Here is a 16,813-nt window from a genome sequence, read left to right as displayed (position 1 = left end):
GCGCAATCATTAGAGCGTGGATATCAAAAGGAGATGCGCATGCTCAGGTCCTTGACCCTGACTACCTTGCTGGCTTTCGCCTGCCCCTTGCTCGCCGCCGATGGCGACTCACCGCTGGACATGGACAAAGGCCGCTCGCGCCCGCTGATTGTCATCGCGCCGAGCACGGTCGACCCGGCGTGGCTAAGCCTGAAAAAATCCCTGGACCAGCCCGAAAACCGCAAAGGCTTCACCGACCGAAGCATGGTGTTGTACACCGTGTTCAATCTGATGGGGCAGCGCGAAGGCAAAGACCTGGGCCCGCAAGACACTGCGGCCTTGATTCGCTCGCTGAAGTTGGGCGCTGGCGCGAAGACCAAGGTCATTCTGGTGGGCAAGGACGGCGAAAAGAAACTCGAGCAGTCGGACGACATTGACCTGCAGAAGATTTTCAGCACCATCGACGCCATGCCGATGGCGGAAAAAGAAGCCGCGATGGCGGCCCCTCCGCCGGCCGCCGAAGTAGCACCGGCCCCGGCCAAGGGCGCCAATACCAAGCCGGCGAAACCCGCCAAGACACCGCAAATGCCCAACGATTGAGCCGGCGACCAACGCTCAATATTGCACGCAGCGGCCGGCCCCCTGTAGCAGCTGCCGAGCCTGCGAGGCTGCGTCCGAGTGCGCAGCACTCGCCAAAGCATTCGCGGTTTATCCGACCGTTCATCATGCCGACGGCGACCGCTGCGCGCTCGGACGCAGCCTCGCAGGCTCGGCAGCTGCTACAAGGGCATCGCAGGTTCGGCAGCTGCTACTTGGATTCGGGTGGTTGCGAGATAGTCGTCAATAGGTGATGAGCGATTTTGATTCGCTCCGGGATGGGAAAATTTTTGTTGGCGAGTATCACGACGCCGATATCTTTCGAAGGCACGTACGCAGCATAGGCGCCGAAGCCGCCGGTCGAACCGGTCTTGTTGTACAGCGCATTATCGGGTTGAAGCTGAGGCGGGTTCAGCCACTCGACTTTGTGCGGCTCCATCGCCATTGACGTCGAATTACCCGCCAACAGTTGCTCCAGCGTCACCGGGTACGGATAGATTTCCCAACCCAGGCCCTGAGTCATCTCCCCGACCTTGTAGTAACCCGTGTGCGTCGTGGCAATAGCCTGCTGCATCGACGCCTCGAGACCCTTCGGCTGCAGGTTCGCCTGAACATAGCGGATCAAATCCGCCGCGCTGGTTTTGATCCCGTACGCCTGGGAATCCAGCGCGCCAGGCCCGACCCGAACCGGTTTGCCGTCCTTGTTGTAGCCCTGAGCATATAAGCCCATCTGATCCGGTGGCACCTTTAGCCAGGTGTGCTTCAAACCGAGCTTGGGCAGCACGGTGTTCATCATTACCTCATCGAACGGCGCACCCATGCGCTGGGCGGCCAGGTAACCGAACAGCCCCAGGCTCGGGTTCGAATACTGGCGATGAGTCCCCGCCGGGTAAACCGGCTGCCAGTCTTTGAAGTAACCGAGCATTCTGTCTGGCGCGTCTGCCTCGCTCGGAAACTGCAGCGGCAATCCGCCGGCAGAATAAGTGCCAAGCTGAAGCACACTGATGCCGTCGAAGGCACTGCCGCGCAGCGTCGGTAGAATCTGACTGGCCTTGTCCGACAGCGACAGTTTGCCAGTGGCCTGAGCATAAGCGGCGAGGGTGGCGGTGAAGGTTTTGCTGAGCGAGCCGATTTCGAACAACGTGTCCGGAGTCACCGGCTCCCCGGCTTCTTTCGAGGTCACGCCGTAATTGAAGAAACGCGGCTGGCCTTTCACGGTGATGGCGACGACGAGACCGGGGATCTGCTGCTGCCGCATCACCGGTTCGACGGCGGCGTTGACCAGGTTTTCGAGGCGATCATCTGCTGCCATGCAGTGACCTGTAGCGAGCAATGGCACGAGCAAAGCGCAGGACGCCATTTTATTCAGTTTGTTGCCAGGCATGATCAATCTCTTCCGCTGAGGGGCGGGCAAAATCTAAGCAGTCTGAAGGGGTTTGACAACCTTGCAAGCCAAGTCGGCTTTTTTCAGAGATTACCGCCCGCCCGAATGCTACGATCCCGTTAGCTCCGCTCTCGGATAATCGCCATGCAAGAAGACCTCGACGCGCCTGCCCGCAAGCGCACTCACAACCTGGCCCACGACCTGGTCGCCAAACTGACTCAGAGCATCCTGCTCGGCCAAATGCAGCCGGGCGACAAGCTGCCGTCAGAAAATACCATCGTTGTGGAACACGGGGTCAGCCGCACCGTGGTGCGTGAGGCGATCTCCAAGTTGCAGGCGTCCGGGCTGGTCGAAACTCGCCACGGCATCGGCACCTTTGTGATTGAGCGGGCGCCGGAGCAGGGGCTGCGCCTGAGCGTCGACACTGCATTGGGTGAACGCGGCATTCTGGAATTGCGCATGGGCCTGGAGACTCAGGCAGCGGCGTTGGCCGCCACGCGCCGCACGGTTCAGCAAGTGCAGCAAATGCGTGAAGCGCTGGACGATTATCAGCGCCTGCTCGCCAATAACGACAGTTGCGTGGAGGCCGACAAGCGTTTCCATCTGTTGATCGCCGAAGCTACCGGCAATGTCTGCTTCAGCGAAATCATGCAGCATCTGGGTAGTGCCATGATCCCGCGAACCCGCGTCAATGCGATCGAGCGCGGCGCGGCGGATCTGACCAAGCTGGGGCAATTGGCCAATCTCGAACATGAGGCCATTCTCAACGCGATCAAGCGTCAGGACCCGGACGCCGCGCGCGCCGCAATGTGGTTACACCTGACTAACAGCCGCGACCGCTTTCTCGCCGACCGTGACTAACCGTTGGTCTACTCGACCGCACCTTGCACGCGGCAGCGTTTTCCAAACTGTACGGCCCAGAGTTGCTGGACCTCATCAATGAGGTGCGTCATGTCTAACGATTCGATGTTCCAAGGCGGAACGCCCAACACCGACCCTGCTGATCCACTGTCCGAATCGGGCATGGATCACGATGCGCCTCCAGGCATGGATCCTTCCAAGGATCCAGCCGTCACCGAACGTCCGGATGACTGGAAAGATCCGACGGCGGACGAGGACATGCCACCGGCCGACGAACCTTCGCCGCTCTCCGACGACAGGCGCTAAACAAAACCCGGCCTGTGTGCCGGGTTTTTTGTGGACGGCAGGCTGATCACGTCATTGTTCTACACGGGTAAGTCGTGCACCCATGACCGCTATCCGCCGTTCCAGATTCAACGCCAGCACACTCGCCAGCACGACCACCGAGCCAGCCACCACCATCACCGTCGGCTGCTCGCCCAACGCAAATGACGCGATGCCCATGGCCGTGGGCGGGATCAGGTACAGCGTCATCGTCGCGCGGCTCAGGTCCACATGCGCCAGCACATACGCCCAGGCCAGGTACGCCAAGGCGCTGGGAAAAATGCCCAGGCCGATCACCGCCAGTTGCACATTAAAGTCCGCGCTGAGCACTTCGCTCGTCAGTCCAGGCAGATACACCAACAGCAGCAACGTGCCGAACCAGACCGTGTAACACACCAGCGTCAACTCGTCGTAGCGTCGCCCGTGGTGCTTTTGCAGAGCAAAATAAAAACTCCAGGACACTGCCGCCAACACAATCAGCCATCCGTGAGCGTCGATACTGCCGAACCCTCGATCACCCGCCACCACCGTCACGACGCCGAGCAAACCCAGCAGGACGCAGCCCCAGCGCCACGGGCTGATGCTGTCCTTGAAGACGAAGCGGGCCAGCAACGTGCTGAACAGCGGCGTCGATTGCGCCAGCACGCTGGATGCACCGGCGCTGACACTTTGCTGACCCATGTTCAGCGCCACGTGATGCAGGCTCACTGCAAAAAAACCGAGGACAATCATTAGCGGCAAATCGCGCAGGTTCGGCAAATGAATGCCCTTGATCATCGCGACCACGGCCATGAGCGCCGAGGCCAGCAGGAACCGTAGCAACGCCAGATGCCCCGGTTCGTACGCCTGCAAACCGATGTGAATCCCCGTCGGCGAGTAAGCCCAGCACGCCACGACAAATGCCATGGCCAGCATGATTTTTACGGGGGAAGAGGGGGCGGTGTTTTCAGCTTGCATGGTCGGTCACCTGAGGGCTCATGCGTTGAGTATCAGAACTCAGACCGTTCGCCACAACTGACTTATACTGGCTTAACCGTTCACTTTTGGTGATGTATGGAGCTGGCGCAGATACGCATGTTCAAGACCGTGGCTGACGAGGGCAGCATCGCCCGCGCAGCGGAGCTGTTGCATTGCGTGCCGTCGAATATCACCGCGCGGTTGAAGTCTCTGGAGGCGGAACTGGGTGTGGCGTTGTTCCTGCGCGAGGGCAGGGGATTGCGTATCAGCCCTGCAGGCCAGACGTTTCTGATCTATGCCTCGAAGATGCTTGCCCTGGCGGCGGAAGCCAAACGCGCAGTGGATCCGTGCGCCGAACCTTCCGGCCCTTTGCGCATCGGCGCTATCGAGTCGTCCGCCACCGGCCGGTTGCCACGCCTGCTGGGCAAATTTCACCAGCGCTTTCCGGCAGTTGCCCTGGAATTGACCACCGGCGCCTGGAGCCAACTGCTCGATGACACCCTCAACCATCGGCTCGATGGCGCGATTGTCGCGGTCGACGTCGAGCGCTCCCAACTCCGGCGCACACCGATGTACCGCGAAGACCTGCTGCTGATTGCCTCGACATCCTTGGGCCCGATACGCGATGTCGCCGATTTGCAGGACAAGACCGTGTTCATGTGGCCCGTCGGTTGCCCGTACCGCGCGGCGCTGGAACATTGGCTGTTACGTCAGGGGCAAGCGCTGCCGATCGTCAGCCTGGCCAGTTATGGTGCAATTGTCGGGTGCGTCAGTGCCGGAGCCGGCGTTGCGCTGGTGCCTAAAGGCGTGTTCGATCAATACGCCAGGGGCGCAGGTTGTGCCGGCTACGAATTTGCCGAGCTGACCGCCATCGACAACCTGTTTTACTGGCACGAAAACGCCGGAGTGCACCCGGCGCGCGAGGCGTTTGTGGCGATGTTGCGTGAGGAGTTTGCGTAACGGCTGCGCAAATTCGAAAGATTACGGCTTCTGGAACCGTCCCATGTGCGGAATTTATCGATCTGGATCTATGCTTGAACAAACGGATGGCACTTGCGCGAACCGTGGCGGACTAAGCATCAGGCCGCGCAACCGCGACCCTGCGCACTGACATGGATTGGACATGAACGAAAAGACATTACAGAACAAATCGCTGGTGATTCTGCTGTTCCTGGTGACCCTCGCCTTCATCTGGATTCTGTTGCCATTTTACGGCGCCGTGTTCTGGGCAGTGATTTTGGGCATCGTCTTTGCGCCGATGCAGCGCCGGATGCAACTGAAGTTCGGCTGGCAACGCAATATCACCTCGCTGGTGACCCTGAGCATCTGTTTGGTGATCGCGATTCTGCCGGTGATTATCATCAGTGGATTGCTGGTTCAGGAAGGCGCCACTTTCTACAAAAACGTCGAAAGCGGCGAGCTGGACATCGCCGGCTATGTGGCGCAGTTCAAACAAAGCCTTCCCGTGTATTTCCAGCATCAGCTGGATCGCTTCGGTATGGGAGAACTGAACGGACTGCGCGAGAAAATCGTCAAAAGTGCGATGCAGGGTGGGCAAGTATTGGCCACTCAGGCGTTCAGTTTTGGGCAGGGCACGTTCGAGTTCATCATCAGTTTTTTCATCATGCTGTACTTGCTGTTCTTCTTCCTGCGTGACGGCCCCGAGCTGGCGCGCAAAGTGCGCGCCGCCGTACCTTTGCAGGAAAACCAGAAACGTCGCCTGCAGCTGAAGTTCAACCGGGTGGTGCGCGCAACGATCAAGGGCAACCTGCTGGTGGCTATCACGCAGGGTGCGTTGGGCGGGTTTATTTTCTGGTTTCTCGACATCCCGAGCGCGTTACTCTGGGCGGTAATGATGGCGTTTCTGTCGCTGCTGCCGGCAGTGGGTGCGGGCATTGTCTGGGCACCCGTGGCCGTGTATTTCCTGCTCAGCGGGATGATCTGGCAGGGCACCGTGCTGGCGTTGTTCGGGGTGTTTGTGATCGGCCTCGTCGACAACGTGCTGCGCCCGATCCTGGTGGGCAAGGACACCAAAATGCCGGACTACATGGTCCTGATCTCGACGCTGGGCGGCTTGTCGGTGTTTGGCCTCAACGGCTTCGTCATCGGGCCACTGATCGCCGCGCTGTTCATGTCGAGCTGGGCGATCTTCAGCGAAACCAAACCACGGGTACAGTTGCCTTCCTAAGCGCAGAACTGACCCTGGACGATGCGTTGCGACAAGGCCTGCGCGGCCGGCAGCGAGGTAAGCGGGCCACTGATCGGCTCGCCGTCCTGCATCAGGTACCAACAGGCGAGCAAACCCAGCTCCCTGAGTTGGGCGGGGACGGCGCTGCCGATAACGGACATGATCTGAACCTGGGACATGGGTAACCTCCAATCAATCTATGGGGCTACTTTACGGATCCGGCGTGCGTACGAACAATCAACGCTTTCAATAGTCGTCATTGATGCCAGCGAGGTTTGACCGCCGCAGTCGGCCACCTCGCCGAGTGAGGCGTGCCGAAATCTGCAGTGACACAAGCCGACTGTGCGTGGGGCACGCTGTACATTTTTTCGTATGGTTCTGAACCCGCTCAATTGCTCATACACTGTGGCCATTGCGTGAAATCCTCGCGCCATGGGCCTTTGCTGGAGTTGTTAGATGCTGTCACTGCTCACCGATCATCCGTTGGTTTGCGCGCTGCTACTGATCCTCATTGATCTGAGCCTCTGGCATTTGTTGAGTGTCAGCGGCAGTCAGTGGAAATTGGCGGTACGCCTGCTGATTTTCGCGCTGTTCAGCATGGTGCTGTTCAATGAAGGCATGAACCCGCTTCAACCCGCGCCGTTTGCCGGCAATGTGCCGCTACACCTCGCGGCCACCGGTTTGCAGATTGGCTGGTGGCTGTTCGGTGCGCGAACGCTGACAGTGCTGATCGGCGCCGTCATGATGCAGCGCGTCGGGCACACCGGGCGTTTGCTGCAGGATCTGCTCGGCGCGGTGATATTCCTGATCGCCGTCATCGCGGCATTGGCCTACGTGCTGGAACTGCCGGTCAAAGGCGTGCTGGCCACGTCCGGGGCACTGGCGATCATCGTCGGCCTGGCCTTGCAAAGCACCCTCAGCGACGTGTTTTCCGGCATCGTGCTGAACACCACCAAACCCTATCAACTGGATGACTGGATCTCCATCGACGGTATGGAAGGCCGGGTCACCGACATCGACTGGCGCGCCACGCGCCTGCAAACCGCCCAAGGCAGCATGGCGGTGATTCCCAACTCGTTGGCGGCCAAAGCGAAGATCATCAATTTCAGTCGACCGATAGACATCTTCGGCATTTCCATCAGTCTGCAACTAAGCCCCCATGTACGCCCGAGCACGGTGATCGAGGCGCTTGAACGGGCGATGCAGGGCTGTCGCCAGTTGTTGAGCAAACCGGCACCAAACGTCTCTTTGAAGAGCTCTAACAGCAGCGGCGTGGAATATGAAATCAGCGGTTTTGTAGAGTCGATGGACCAGAAACGCATGGTGCGCAATCAACTCTACGACCTTGCGTTTCGCCAGTTGCAGGCCTCTGGCGTGTCCTTGTTGTCCAGCGTCGAGTCGAATGCACCGGCCGGTTTATCGCGGCCGAGAGCGCTGCTGGACAGCTCAAGCATTTTTTCGGGGTTGAGCGAGGAAGAGAAAGAGGCGTTCTGCGCAAACATGACGCTGCAGACTTTCCGCGCCGGCGAATTGATCTTGCCGGCCGGGGAGGTCAGCGATCACTTGCTGATCGTCGAATCCGGTGTGGTCTCGGTGGAATTGAACCGAGGCGGCATCAAGTTCGAGTCCGGCCGCATGGGCCCGGGCGAAGTGATCGGCGAGGGCGGGATCTTGTCCAACACATCGCTGCCGGCGGACTTTTCCGCCAAGACGTATTGCAGCGTGTACCGGCTGGAGAAGGACTATCTCAAACCGTACCTCGATGCACGGCAGGACATCGGCGACGCCATGAAAGCGTTGCTGGATTATCGCTTGAACAAGGCGCAGACCCTGACTCAGGAAACCCCGCAAGTTGCACAGAAGCGGGGGTTTTTACAGTGGCTGCGGCGGCGGGCGTAGAGTGGCCTACCCGATTTGCGCACTATTGGCTATTTGTGCGCAGGGCCTGGGCGACTAACTTGGCTGCACACATTTTGTAGCCGGAGCCTTGGCATGAAACCTCGTATCGATTTCTACACCGCATCCCCCGACGCCCTCAAAGCCATGATCGCGCTGGAAAGCGCCGTGTCGATGTTGCCCCTGGAAAAAAACCTGATCGAGCTGGTCAAGCTGCGTGCTTCGCAGATCAACGGCTGCGCGTTCTGCCTCGACATGCACACCGCCGATGCGCGCCAGGGCGGCGAGACCGAACGTCGCCTGTACACCTTGTCGGCCTGGCGTGAAACGCCATTTTTCACCCCACGCGAACGCGCCGCGCTAACCTGGACCGAATCACTGACACTGCTGAGTCAGACGCACGCCCCGGATGAAGATTACGAGTTCGCCTCGGCGCAATTCACCCCCAAGGAAATGGTCGACCTGACCGTTGCCATCACCACCATCAACGCCTGGAACCGTCTGGCAGTGGGCTTTCGCAAAATGCCCGCAGCAGATCAATGAGCATCCGCTGACGGCGCGGCCGGTGGTTGCACCTTGCGCATCAAGGTCACCATCGGCGTGGCGATGACAACACACGCCCCCGTCATTAAAAACCCATCGCCGCAGGTTTGTGTCTGCGCTCCGCTGTGTGGCGCCAGTCGTCGGAACGAGCGTAAGACCATCGATAAACCTGTGCGGGAATGCATTGCTTCCCGTTAATAGGAAGCATTACTATTCACGCCCCTTTTGCGCAGCACGCCGCAATGACTCCCAAGTTGCCCCGCAGACACGGCTTTTTCGAGCATTACGAAGAGTTGGTTGGCACCTGGACCCGACGCCTGAGAAATCGTCAGCAGGCTGAGGATCTGGCCCACGACACCTTCGTGCGGGTGCTCGAGTCGGATTCGACGGCGGTGCAGCAGCCCCGGGCCTACTTGCACCAGACAGCGCGCAATATCGCTGTGGATGGTTATCGGCGTGAGGATCGGCGGGGCGCCATGGAGTCGGAGGCGATCGATCACAGTGTGTCGTCGTCCGGCGACCCGGAGCATTTCATGCGGGCGATCCAGTTGGCTGATTCCATCGAGCGTGCACTGGCCGAACTGCCGGTCAACTGCCGCCAGGTATTCGTCTGGCAGAAGATCGAAGGGCTGACCCAGGCGGAAATCGCCGAGCGCTTGGGCCTGTCCAAGAACATGGTGGAAAAATATATGATCCGCACCCTGCGGCATCTGCGCGATCGTCTGGAGGGTTTGCAGCCATGATCTTCAGCGCCTTCGCACCTCTAGCCCAACAGGAACTTCCATGACGGATATTGGCGACTGCGCATGCGGGCAAACTGCGGTTCGCGATGAGGCGGCGCGTTGGTTCGTGCGGCTGCAGGAACCGGCCATTGACGTTCACGAGTGCCAGCGTTTCGAGCGCTGGCTGCACGAACACCCGCAACATGCCGACGAATTCCAGGTGCTGCAGAGGATGTGGGCAGCGGCGGATTTGTTACCGGCTGCGCGCCTGCAAGCCCTGTGCGAAACCCCGTCGGAACGCAGTAAACGGCGACCGCTGCTGCGTTATGCCGTGGCCGCCAGTGTGTTGGTGGCGGCACTCGGTTTCGTACTGTTCAAGGGGACGAATTCCTCCGGGACGTACAGCGCAGATTATGCGACCGCGTTTGGTGAGCGGCGGCAAGTCACGCTGCCGGACGGGTCGGTGGTGGAGCTGAACAGTCGCAGTCGGCTCCAGGTGCGTTATGCAAAAGACCTGCGCAGCCTCGAACTCACGGCGGGCGAAGCGATGTTCACCGTCGAGCACGACAGTCACCGGCCGTTTGTGGTGGACACAGGCAACGGCAGGATCACCGTGACCGGCACGCGTTTCGATGTACGCCGTGATGTCGGCGAAACCCGCGTCGTGGTGGAGCAGGGCACGGTCAAGGTGCAGGGACGAGAGGCAGCGGTTGGCGATTTCATCAGCCTCACTGCCGGCCTCGCCACACGGGTCGATGCCCAGGGGAAAGTGACCGCAGCCTATGCAGTCAATCCTGCGGACCTGACCGCGTGGCGCAGCGGCAAACTGGTGTTCCACAACGCTAGCCTGCGTGAAGTGGCTGAGGAAGTGTCGCGTTACCGCGACAAACCGCTGACTGTTAGCGATGAAAAAGTGGCCAGTCTGCGCCTGACCAGCGTGTTCAAATCCGACAACACCGACGCGTTGCTCAAAGCCTTGCCGAGCATTTTGCCGGTGGCCGTGCGAACGCTGGACGACGGCAGTCACCAGATAATTTCAAAATAGATTCAGGTTTTTTTCGAGTTCATCGTCTTCTTGTCCAACTGCAACTGGTTTGCATTAACAGACGCACACTCTTGCGATCCACAGGACACCGTTCGACGTGAAAAAAACCTCTGCCCAAAACAATAAATTCTTCTGGATGCCGTTAACCCTCGCGTTGGCGATCAACGTTGCTACGACGCAGGCCTTCGCCGTTGACGCTATTCGCATTCCGGCCCAGCCGTTGGGTCAGGCGCTGAGTGAACTGGGTCAGCAAACCTCTCTGCAGGTCTTTTTCAGCCCGGAACTGGTGGCAGGAAAACAGGCGCCGGCGGTGGATGGAAACCTTTCGCCGGAACAGGCCCTGCGCGTATTGCTGCAGGGCAGCGGTCTTGAGTACCAGATCAACGAAGGCTCGGTGACCCTGACGCCGGCGCCGACTTCCGCGAGCACTGGTCCGCTGGAGCTGGGCGTGACCGACATCAAAGTGGTCGGTGACTGGCTCGGCGACGCGGACGCCGCCGTGGTGCAGAACCATCCCGGTGCGCGCACGGTGATCCGCCGCGAAGCGATGCTCGAGCAGGGCGCGATGAACGTCGGCGATGTGCTGCGTCGGGTGCCGGGGGTACAGGTGCAGGAGGCCAACGGCACCGGCGGCAGTGACATTTCCCTGAACGTTGGTGTGCGCGGCCTGACGTCGCGTCTGTCGCCACGCTCCACGGTGCTGATCGACGGCGTGCCGGCGGCGTTCGCGCCGTATGGCCAGCCGCAGCTGTCGATGGCGCCGATTTCTTCCGGCAACCTCGACAGCATCGACGTGGTTCGCGGTGCCGGGTCCGTGCGCTATGGGCCGCAGAACGTCGGCGGGGTGATCAACTTCGTTACTCGGGCGATTCCGCAGCAGGCCACTGCGGAAATCGGCACGACCCTGGAGACCTCGCAACACGGCGGCTGGAAACACATCGACACGGCGTTCGTCGGCGGCACGGCGGACAACGGCATCGGCGTGGCGCTGCTGTATTCGGGCGTGAACGGCAACGGTTACCGCGAACGCAACCACGGCAACGACATCGACGATGTGCTGCTCAAGACCCATTGGGCGCCTACCGATGTCGACGATTTCAGTCTTAATTTTCATTACTACGATGCCAGCGCCGACATGCCCGGCGGCCTCACTCAGGCGCAATACGACGCCGATCCGTTTCAGTCGGATCGCAATAACGACAACTTCAGCGGCCGCCGCAAGGATGTCTCCTTCAAGTGGGCGCGGCAGATCGACGACCGCACCCAGGCCGAAGTGCTGACCTATTATTCCGACAGCTTCCGTGGCAGCAATATCGCCGCCCGTGATCAGCGCACCCTCGGCTCATTCCCGCGCACTTACTACACCTTCGGCATCGAGCCGCGGGTTTCGCGCGTGTTCGACGTCGGGCCGACCACTCAGGAAGTCAGCGTCGGTTATCGCTACCTCAAGGAAGGCATGCACGAAGAGGCAAGCCGTCTGGCGCTGGTCAACAACCAGCCGGTGGTGCGTCCGGGGGCGGACGGCCATGTTTATCAGGATCGCACCGGCGGCACCGAGGCCAACTCTGTCTACATTGACGACAAGATTGACGTCGGCAACTGGACCGTTACACCGGGCATCCGCTTCGAACACATCAGCACTGACTGGCACGACCGCCCGGTACTCGATACGGCGGGGCGGCCGGTGACGGAGAAGAACCGCAGCATCGAAAGCAACGAGCCGCTTCCAGCACTGAGCGTGATGTATCACCTGTCCGATGCGTGGAAACTGTTCGCCAACTATGAGACGTCGTTTGGCAGCCTGCAGTATTTCCAGCTTGGCCAGGGCGGTACGGGTGATGAGCCGGCTAGCGGTCTGACCCCGGAAAAGGCCAAGACCTACGAGGTGGGCACGCGTTACAACAATGATGTATGGGGCGGCGAGGTGACGCTGTTCTACATCGACTTCGACGAAGAGCTGCAATACATCAGTAATGATGCCGGCTGGACCAACCTCGGCGCAACGACGCACCAGGGGCTGGAAGCGTCGGTGCATTACGACCTGGCGGCACTGGATTCACGGCTGGACGGGCTGACGGCCAACGCCGGTTTCACCTACACCCGTGCGGTGTATGAAGGGGAAATCCCTGCGTTCAAGGGCCGTGACTTGCCGTTCTATTCACGCCAGGTAGTGACCGCCGGCCTGCGTTACGACATCGACCGCTGGACCTACAACGTCGATGCGTTCGCCCAATCGAAACAGCGCTCGCCGGGTACTGCGGTAAATGCCGATGGCAGTTTCAGCGGCGCTTACATCACCGAAGGCACGGCGGACGGCCAATACGGCGACATCCCTGGCTATGTCACCTGGAACGTGCGCGGTGGTTATGATTTTGGCGCGCAGCTGTCGAACCTGAAACTCGGTGCCGGGGTGAAGAACATCTTCGACAAGCAATACTTCACCCGCTCCAGCGACAACAACGCGGGCATGTACGTCGGGGCGCCTCGCACGTTCTTCGTGCAGGCAAGCGTTGGGTTCTGACAGGCCGACAGGCAGGGGACTGCGCCGAACACAAATCCCGTGTCCGGCAGCAGTTCTGTAGGAGCGAGTGATGCGGCAGTCCGACTTGCCCGCGAAGACGGCGTCACATTCACCAAAGCCCTAAACCTTCAACACCTTCCCACCGATCGCCACCGCCACCAGCAAAATGGCCATCAACCCAAAGGCAAAACTCAAACTGCTGGCGTGGGCGATGAAGCCGATGACTGCGGGTCCGGCCAGAATGCCGGCGTAACCCAGCGTGGTAATTGCCGGCACGGCGACGCTTTCCGGCATGACCGTTTGTTTGCCGACGGCGGTGTACAGCACCGGGACAATGTTGGAACAGCCCGCGCCCAGAAACGCATAACCGACCAGCGCCAGTTCCCAGGTCGGTGCAAACGTCGCCAGAAACAAACCCGCAGCGGCCGTCAGACCGCCAAACACAATCACTCGCGTGGCGCCGAGGCGGCGGACAATGGCGTCGCCGGTCAGGCGGCCGATGGTCATGGTCAAGGCAAACGCGGCATACCCGAGGCCGGCGTAGGCCGTGTCGATCCCGCGTTCCTGGGTCAAAAACACCGCACTCCAGTCAAGCGCCGCGCCTTCGGCGAGGAACACGATGAAACACATCCCGCCAATAAACAGCACGATGCCGTGCGGCACGGCAAATGCCGGGCCCGAACTTTCGCTGCCATACGGCAACATATGCGGCGCGGCTTTCAGCATCGCCAGCAACAGCACTACAATCACCACCGCCATCGCCCCCAGCGGCGAAAGGCCCAAACCGAGCAGCGCGCTGACACCCGCCGCACCGACAATCCCGCCGAGGCTGAACAGCCCGTGGAAACCCGACATCATGTTCTTGCCGCTGGCCCGTTCGACGATCACGGCTTGCAGGTTCACTGTCGAGTCCACCGTGCCCAGGCCTGCGCCAAACATGAATAACGTCGCGATCAGCGCCGGTATCGAAGTCACCGTCGCCAACAAAGGCAATGCTGCACAGATCAGCAAAGTGCCGCCGACCGCAACCCGACGACAACCAAAGCGTGTCGCCAACAGGCCGGCCATCGGCATCGCCAGAATCGAGCCCACGCCGAGGCACAACAGCAGCAGCCCGAGCGTGCCTTCATCCAGCCCGGCGCGGGCCTTCGCGTACGGTACCAGCGGCGCCCATGCGGCAATCCCGACACCGGCAATGAAAAAAGCCACGCGCGTGGACATTTGCTCCAGGCGGCCGGGCACGAAAGTGGTCTGGGTGTTGAGGCTGGTCATATCAATCCTTGGCAAAAATCGTCGCGTCCCCAAGGGACAGTGACTGACCGGGGTGGTTCGATCATCGGGTCAGTCAGGCCGACATCCTTGCACAGCCCGTCGTTGTTTCGCGATATGTTGCACAGCTTCAACGGGTGTGAAGGAGGCGTCATGCCGCCGTTCTACGATGCACGAGGCAACATTTACGGGGTGGTCGCGCCAGCCGCGGTGCGCACCGCAGGAATCGATTTGCCAGAATGCGCCGATCAGGCCGCGCAGAGCCGCGAGGCGTGGGCGGGGGCGGCGATTGAGGTCTTCTGTGGTTGGGCGCCGGGGACGCAACCGCCGGGCAGCAAAGCCCATCGCTGCGATGGATTGCTGGTCGGGCCATTCCAGTCGACGCCACCGTTCGACCTGCTGATCGTCAACACCGATGGCACCCTGGCCGAACGCAGCGGCAACGGCCTGACGATTTTCTCTCAGGCCCTTTGTGATCAGGGGCTTTTGCCTCAGGACGAACACTGCTCGCTGCGGGTGCATCACGATAAGACTGATACCCGGTCGCCCGGTGAGACATCAGTGAAAAGCGCAACGGTTGATGGTATGCAGGGCTTTTGGCTGGACCTTGGCCAGCCTTCGTTCGGACCGGCTGCGGTCAGTGCGCAGGGGGTTGCAACCGTATCGTTCAACGGGCGTGAATTGAGCCACGTGCCGCCGTTGTCCGCACTCAACGATGTCTGGTCGCGCAGCCAGTTCGCCCGGGTGGGCAATCCGCATTGCGTGACGCTGGTGGACCATGTCGACCAGTTGCCGAGCAACGTGCAGATGCGCGCCGCGCCGCTGTGCGAAGGCTTGACGCGCATTGCCTATGCGATGCCGACCGGCGCCGGGCGACCCTGCCCGGCGGGGATCAATCTGCAATGGGCGGCGCTTCAGGGTGAGCAGCAGGTTGCCGCGCGAGTGTTCGAACGTGGCGAAGGGCCGACCGCGTCTTCCGGCACCGGTGCGAGCGCCGTCGCCTGTGCGGCGTGGCGGGTCGGCTGGGTGGCGGCGGGGGAGGTAAACGTGGTGATGCCCGGTGGGACGGCACCGGTTTTGCTGGAGGAGGAGCAGGGCGAGTTGAAGCGGGTCAGTTTGTTTGGTACGGCGCGGTTGATGCGGTGATCATCGGTGATCCTTCGCGAGCAGGCTCGCTCCCACAGTTGATCGCTGTCTGACACATGATCGGTGTCCACTGCAGATCGATTGTGGGAGCGAGCCTGCTCGCGCCAGTCAAGTCACCCTGTTTCTTAGCTCAAACCACTGAACTCCACCACCGGCATCTGCCGCTTCATCAATACTTTCCCACCGCGCACCGAATACAGCGGCAAGCCCTGACTGCGGATTACCTCGTAATCGCTGTCCGCCGACAGAATCAGCAGATTCGCCGGGCGCCCGCGCTCCAGTCCATAACGATCGCCGAGGGCCATGGCCTTGGCGCTGTTGTCGGTGATCAGGTCCAGCGCGCTTTGCAGGTTGCGATAGCCGAGCATGTGGCAGATATGCAGACCGGCCTCAAGCACCCGCAAAATGTTGCCATTGCCCAGCGGATACCACGGATCGACGATGGAATCCTGGCCGAAACACACGTTCATGCCGGCTTCCAGCAACTCGTTCACCCGGGTCACGCCCCGACGTTTCGGGAAGTTGTCAAAGCGCCCTTGCAGGTGAATGCTTTCGGTCGGGCACGACACAAAACTGATGCCCGAGTGCCCCAGCAGGCGGAACAGTTTGGCGCAGTAGGCATTGTCGTAGGAGCCCATCGCGGTGGTGTGACTGGCCGTGACCCGCGAACCCATGTCGCGGCTTCGGGCTTCTTCGGCCAGCACTTCGAGAAAGCGCGAATGCGGGTCGTCGGTCTCATCGCAATGCACATCCACCAGGCAACCGGTGCGCTCGGCGAGGTCCATCAGGTATTTCACCGAACTCACGCCCTGATCACGGGTGTACTCGAAATGCGGAATGCCGCCGACCACATCGGCGCCCATGCTGATCGCTTCTTCCATCAGCTCACGGCCATTGCGGTACGACTCGATGCCTTCCTGGGGGAACGCGACAATCTGCATGTCGATCAGGTGGCGACTTTCCTCGCGCACTTCGAGCATCGCCTTGAGCGCCGTGAGCTGCGGGTCAGTGACGTCGACGTGGGTGCGCACGTGCTGAATGCCATGCGCGGCAAGGCTCTGGATGGTCTTCTTCGCGCGGGTCTTGGTGTCTTCTTCGGTGATAGTGACCTTGCGCTCGCCCCAGCACTCGATGCCTTCGAACAGCGTGCCGCTCATGTTCCAGCGCGGCTCGCCGGCGGTCAGCGTCGCATCGAGGTGAATGTGCGGCTCGACAAAGGGCGGCACCACCAGATTGCCGGCGGCGTCGAGGTCTTCGGAGCCCAGGGTCGGCGCTTCGGTTTGCCGGGCGATGCTGCTGATCAGACCGTTTTCCAGGTGCAGTTCATGCAGACCTTCCTGGTTGCGCAGGCGAGCGTTGATGATGTGCATCAGGCGAATCC

16 protein-coding genes are annotated in these 16,813 nt (G+C 60.7%); 11 read left to right on the top strand and 5 right to left on the bottom strand.

What is annotated here, in order from left to right:
* Nucleotides 1–33 precede the first annotated feature (33 nt).
* On the top strand, nucleotides 34–579 hold the full coding sequence (locus ACYZTS_RS24905; protein ID WP_461992801.1) for a DUF4174 domain-containing protein: 546 nt from the start codon (nucleotides 34–36) through the stop codon (nucleotides 577–579).
* Between the two features lie 208 nt (nucleotides 580–787).
* On the opposite strand, the gene ampC is transcribed toward ACYZTS_RS24905, so the two are convergent.
* Complete coding sequence (ampC, locus tag ACYZTS_RS24900; RefSeq protein WP_461992799.1) at nucleotides 788–1,960, bottom strand: class C beta-lactamase; 1,173 nt, start codon at nucleotides 1,958–1,960, stop codon at nucleotides 788–790.
* 144 nt (nucleotides 1,961–2,104) lie between these two features.
* Between ampC and ACYZTS_RS24895 the strand changes: the two genes are divergently transcribed.
* Both ACYZTS_RS24895 and ACYZTS_RS24890 read left to right on the top strand, forming a co-directional pair.
* Entirely contained in the window at nucleotides 2,105–2,821 is a 717-nt protein-coding gene (locus ACYZTS_RS24895) for a FadR/GntR family transcriptional regulator (protein ID WP_461992797.1), read from the top strand.
* 90 nt (nucleotides 2,822–2,911) lie between these two features.
* A complete protein-coding gene (locus ACYZTS_RS24890) occupies nucleotides 2,912–3,127 on the top strand; it encodes a hypothetical protein (RefSeq protein WP_028624630.1) in 216 nt (71 codons plus the stop codon).
* A gap of 51 nt (nucleotides 3,128–3,178) precedes the next feature.
* Here ACYZTS_RS24890 and ACYZTS_RS24885 read toward each other — a convergent pair whose 3' ends face one another.
* A complete protein-coding gene (locus ACYZTS_RS24885) occupies nucleotides 3,179–4,102 on the bottom strand; it encodes a DMT family transporter (RefSeq protein ID WP_461992795.1) in 924 nt (307 codons plus the stop codon).
* 96 nt (nucleotides 4,103–4,198) lie between these two features.
* On the opposite strand from ACYZTS_RS24885, the gene ACYZTS_RS24880 reads away from it, so the two are divergent.
* Together ACYZTS_RS24880 and ACYZTS_RS24875 are read left to right on the top strand one after the other, a co-directional pair.
* Nucleotides 4,199–5,062 (top strand): LysR family transcriptional regulator, encoded by an 864-nt coding sequence (locus tag ACYZTS_RS24880; RefSeq protein ID WP_461992793.1) that lies wholly within the window; start codon nucleotides 4,199–4,201, stop codon nucleotides 5,060–5,062.
* 163 nt (nucleotides 5,063–5,225) lie between these two features.
* Nucleotides 5,226–6,290, top strand: coding sequence for an AI-2E family transporter (locus ACYZTS_RS24875; protein WP_461992791.1), 1,065 nt, complete (start codon nucleotides 5,226–5,228; stop codon nucleotides 6,288–6,290).
* Here ACYZTS_RS24875 and ACYZTS_RS24870 read toward each other — a convergent pair.
* On the bottom strand, nucleotides 6,287–6,469 hold the full coding sequence (locus ACYZTS_RS24870; protein WP_028624634.1) for a hypothetical protein: 183 nt from the start codon (nucleotides 6,467–6,469) through the stop codon (nucleotides 6,287–6,289). The genes ACYZTS_RS24875 and ACYZTS_RS24870 overlap by 4 nt on opposite strands.
* Nucleotides 6,470–6,746: 277 nt before the next feature.
* Here ACYZTS_RS24870 and ACYZTS_RS24865 point away from each other — a divergent pair, with 277 nt between their 5' ends.
* The 5 genes from ACYZTS_RS24865 to ACYZTS_RS24845 all read left to right on the top strand — a co-directional run bounded on the left by ACYZTS_RS24865 (nucleotide 6,747) and on the right by ACYZTS_RS24845 (nucleotide 13,017).
* Nucleotides 6,747–8,189 (top strand): mechanosensitive ion channel domain-containing protein, encoded by a 1,443-nt coding sequence (locus tag ACYZTS_RS24865; RefSeq protein ID WP_461992789.1) that lies wholly within the window; start codon nucleotides 6,747–6,749, stop codon nucleotides 8,187–8,189.
* A 93-nt stretch (nucleotides 8,190–8,282) separates the two neighbouring features.
* The gene (locus tag ACYZTS_RS24860) at nucleotides 8,283–8,729 is read left to right on the top strand and encodes a carboxymuconolactone decarboxylase family protein (RefSeq protein WP_028624636.1); all 447 of its coding nucleotides are present in this window, start codon (nucleotides 8,283–8,285) and stop codon (nucleotides 8,727–8,729) included.
* Nucleotides 8,730–8,971: 242 nt separating this feature from the next.
* A complete protein-coding gene (locus tag ACYZTS_RS24855; RefSeq protein ID WP_028624637.1) occupies nucleotides 8,972–9,472 on the top strand; it encodes a sigma-70 family RNA polymerase sigma factor in 501 nt (166 codons plus the stop codon).
* 40 nt (nucleotides 9,473–9,512) lie between these two features.
* Nucleotides 9,513–10,496 carry a FecR family protein gene (locus ACYZTS_RS24850; protein ID WP_461992786.1) on the top strand — a complete coding sequence of 328 codons (984 nt, stop codon included), beginning with the start codon at nucleotides 9,513–9,515 and terminating at the stop codon, nucleotides 10,494–10,496.
* Nucleotides 10,497–10,593: 97 nt separating this feature from the next.
* Entirely contained in the window at nucleotides 10,594–13,017 is a 2,424-nt protein-coding gene (locus ACYZTS_RS24845) for a TonB-dependent siderophore receptor (RefSeq protein WP_461992784.1), read from the top strand.
* Between the two features lie 120 nt (nucleotides 13,018–13,137).
* Here ACYZTS_RS24845 and ACYZTS_RS24840 read toward each other — a convergent pair whose 3' ends face one another.
* A complete protein-coding gene (locus ACYZTS_RS24840) occupies nucleotides 13,138–14,289 on the bottom strand; it encodes an MFS transporter (protein WP_028624639.1) in 1,152 nt (383 codons plus the stop codon).
* Nucleotides 14,290–14,439: 150 nt separating this feature from the next.
* On the opposite strand from ACYZTS_RS24840, the gene ACYZTS_RS24835 reads away from it, so the two are divergent.
* Complete coding sequence (locus ACYZTS_RS24835; protein ID WP_461992782.1) at nucleotides 14,440–15,432, top strand: diaminopimelate epimerase; 993 nt, start codon at nucleotides 14,440–14,442, stop codon at nucleotides 15,430–15,432.
* A 125-nt stretch (nucleotides 15,433–15,557) separates the two neighbouring features.
* On the opposite strand, the gene codA is transcribed toward ACYZTS_RS24835, so the two are convergent.
* Nucleotides 15,558–16,802, bottom strand: a complete 1,245-nt coding sequence (gene codA, locus ACYZTS_RS24830; RefSeq protein ID WP_461992780.1) for a cytosine deaminase — start codon at nucleotides 16,800–16,802, stop codon at nucleotides 15,558–15,560.
* Nucleotides 16,803–16,813: the final 11 nt, after the last annotated feature.

Source organism: Pseudomonas sp. TMB3-21 (assembly GCF_054898145.1).
Note: the sequence above shows the minus strand (reverse complement) of the source record. Positions and strands in the feature narration are given on the sequence as shown.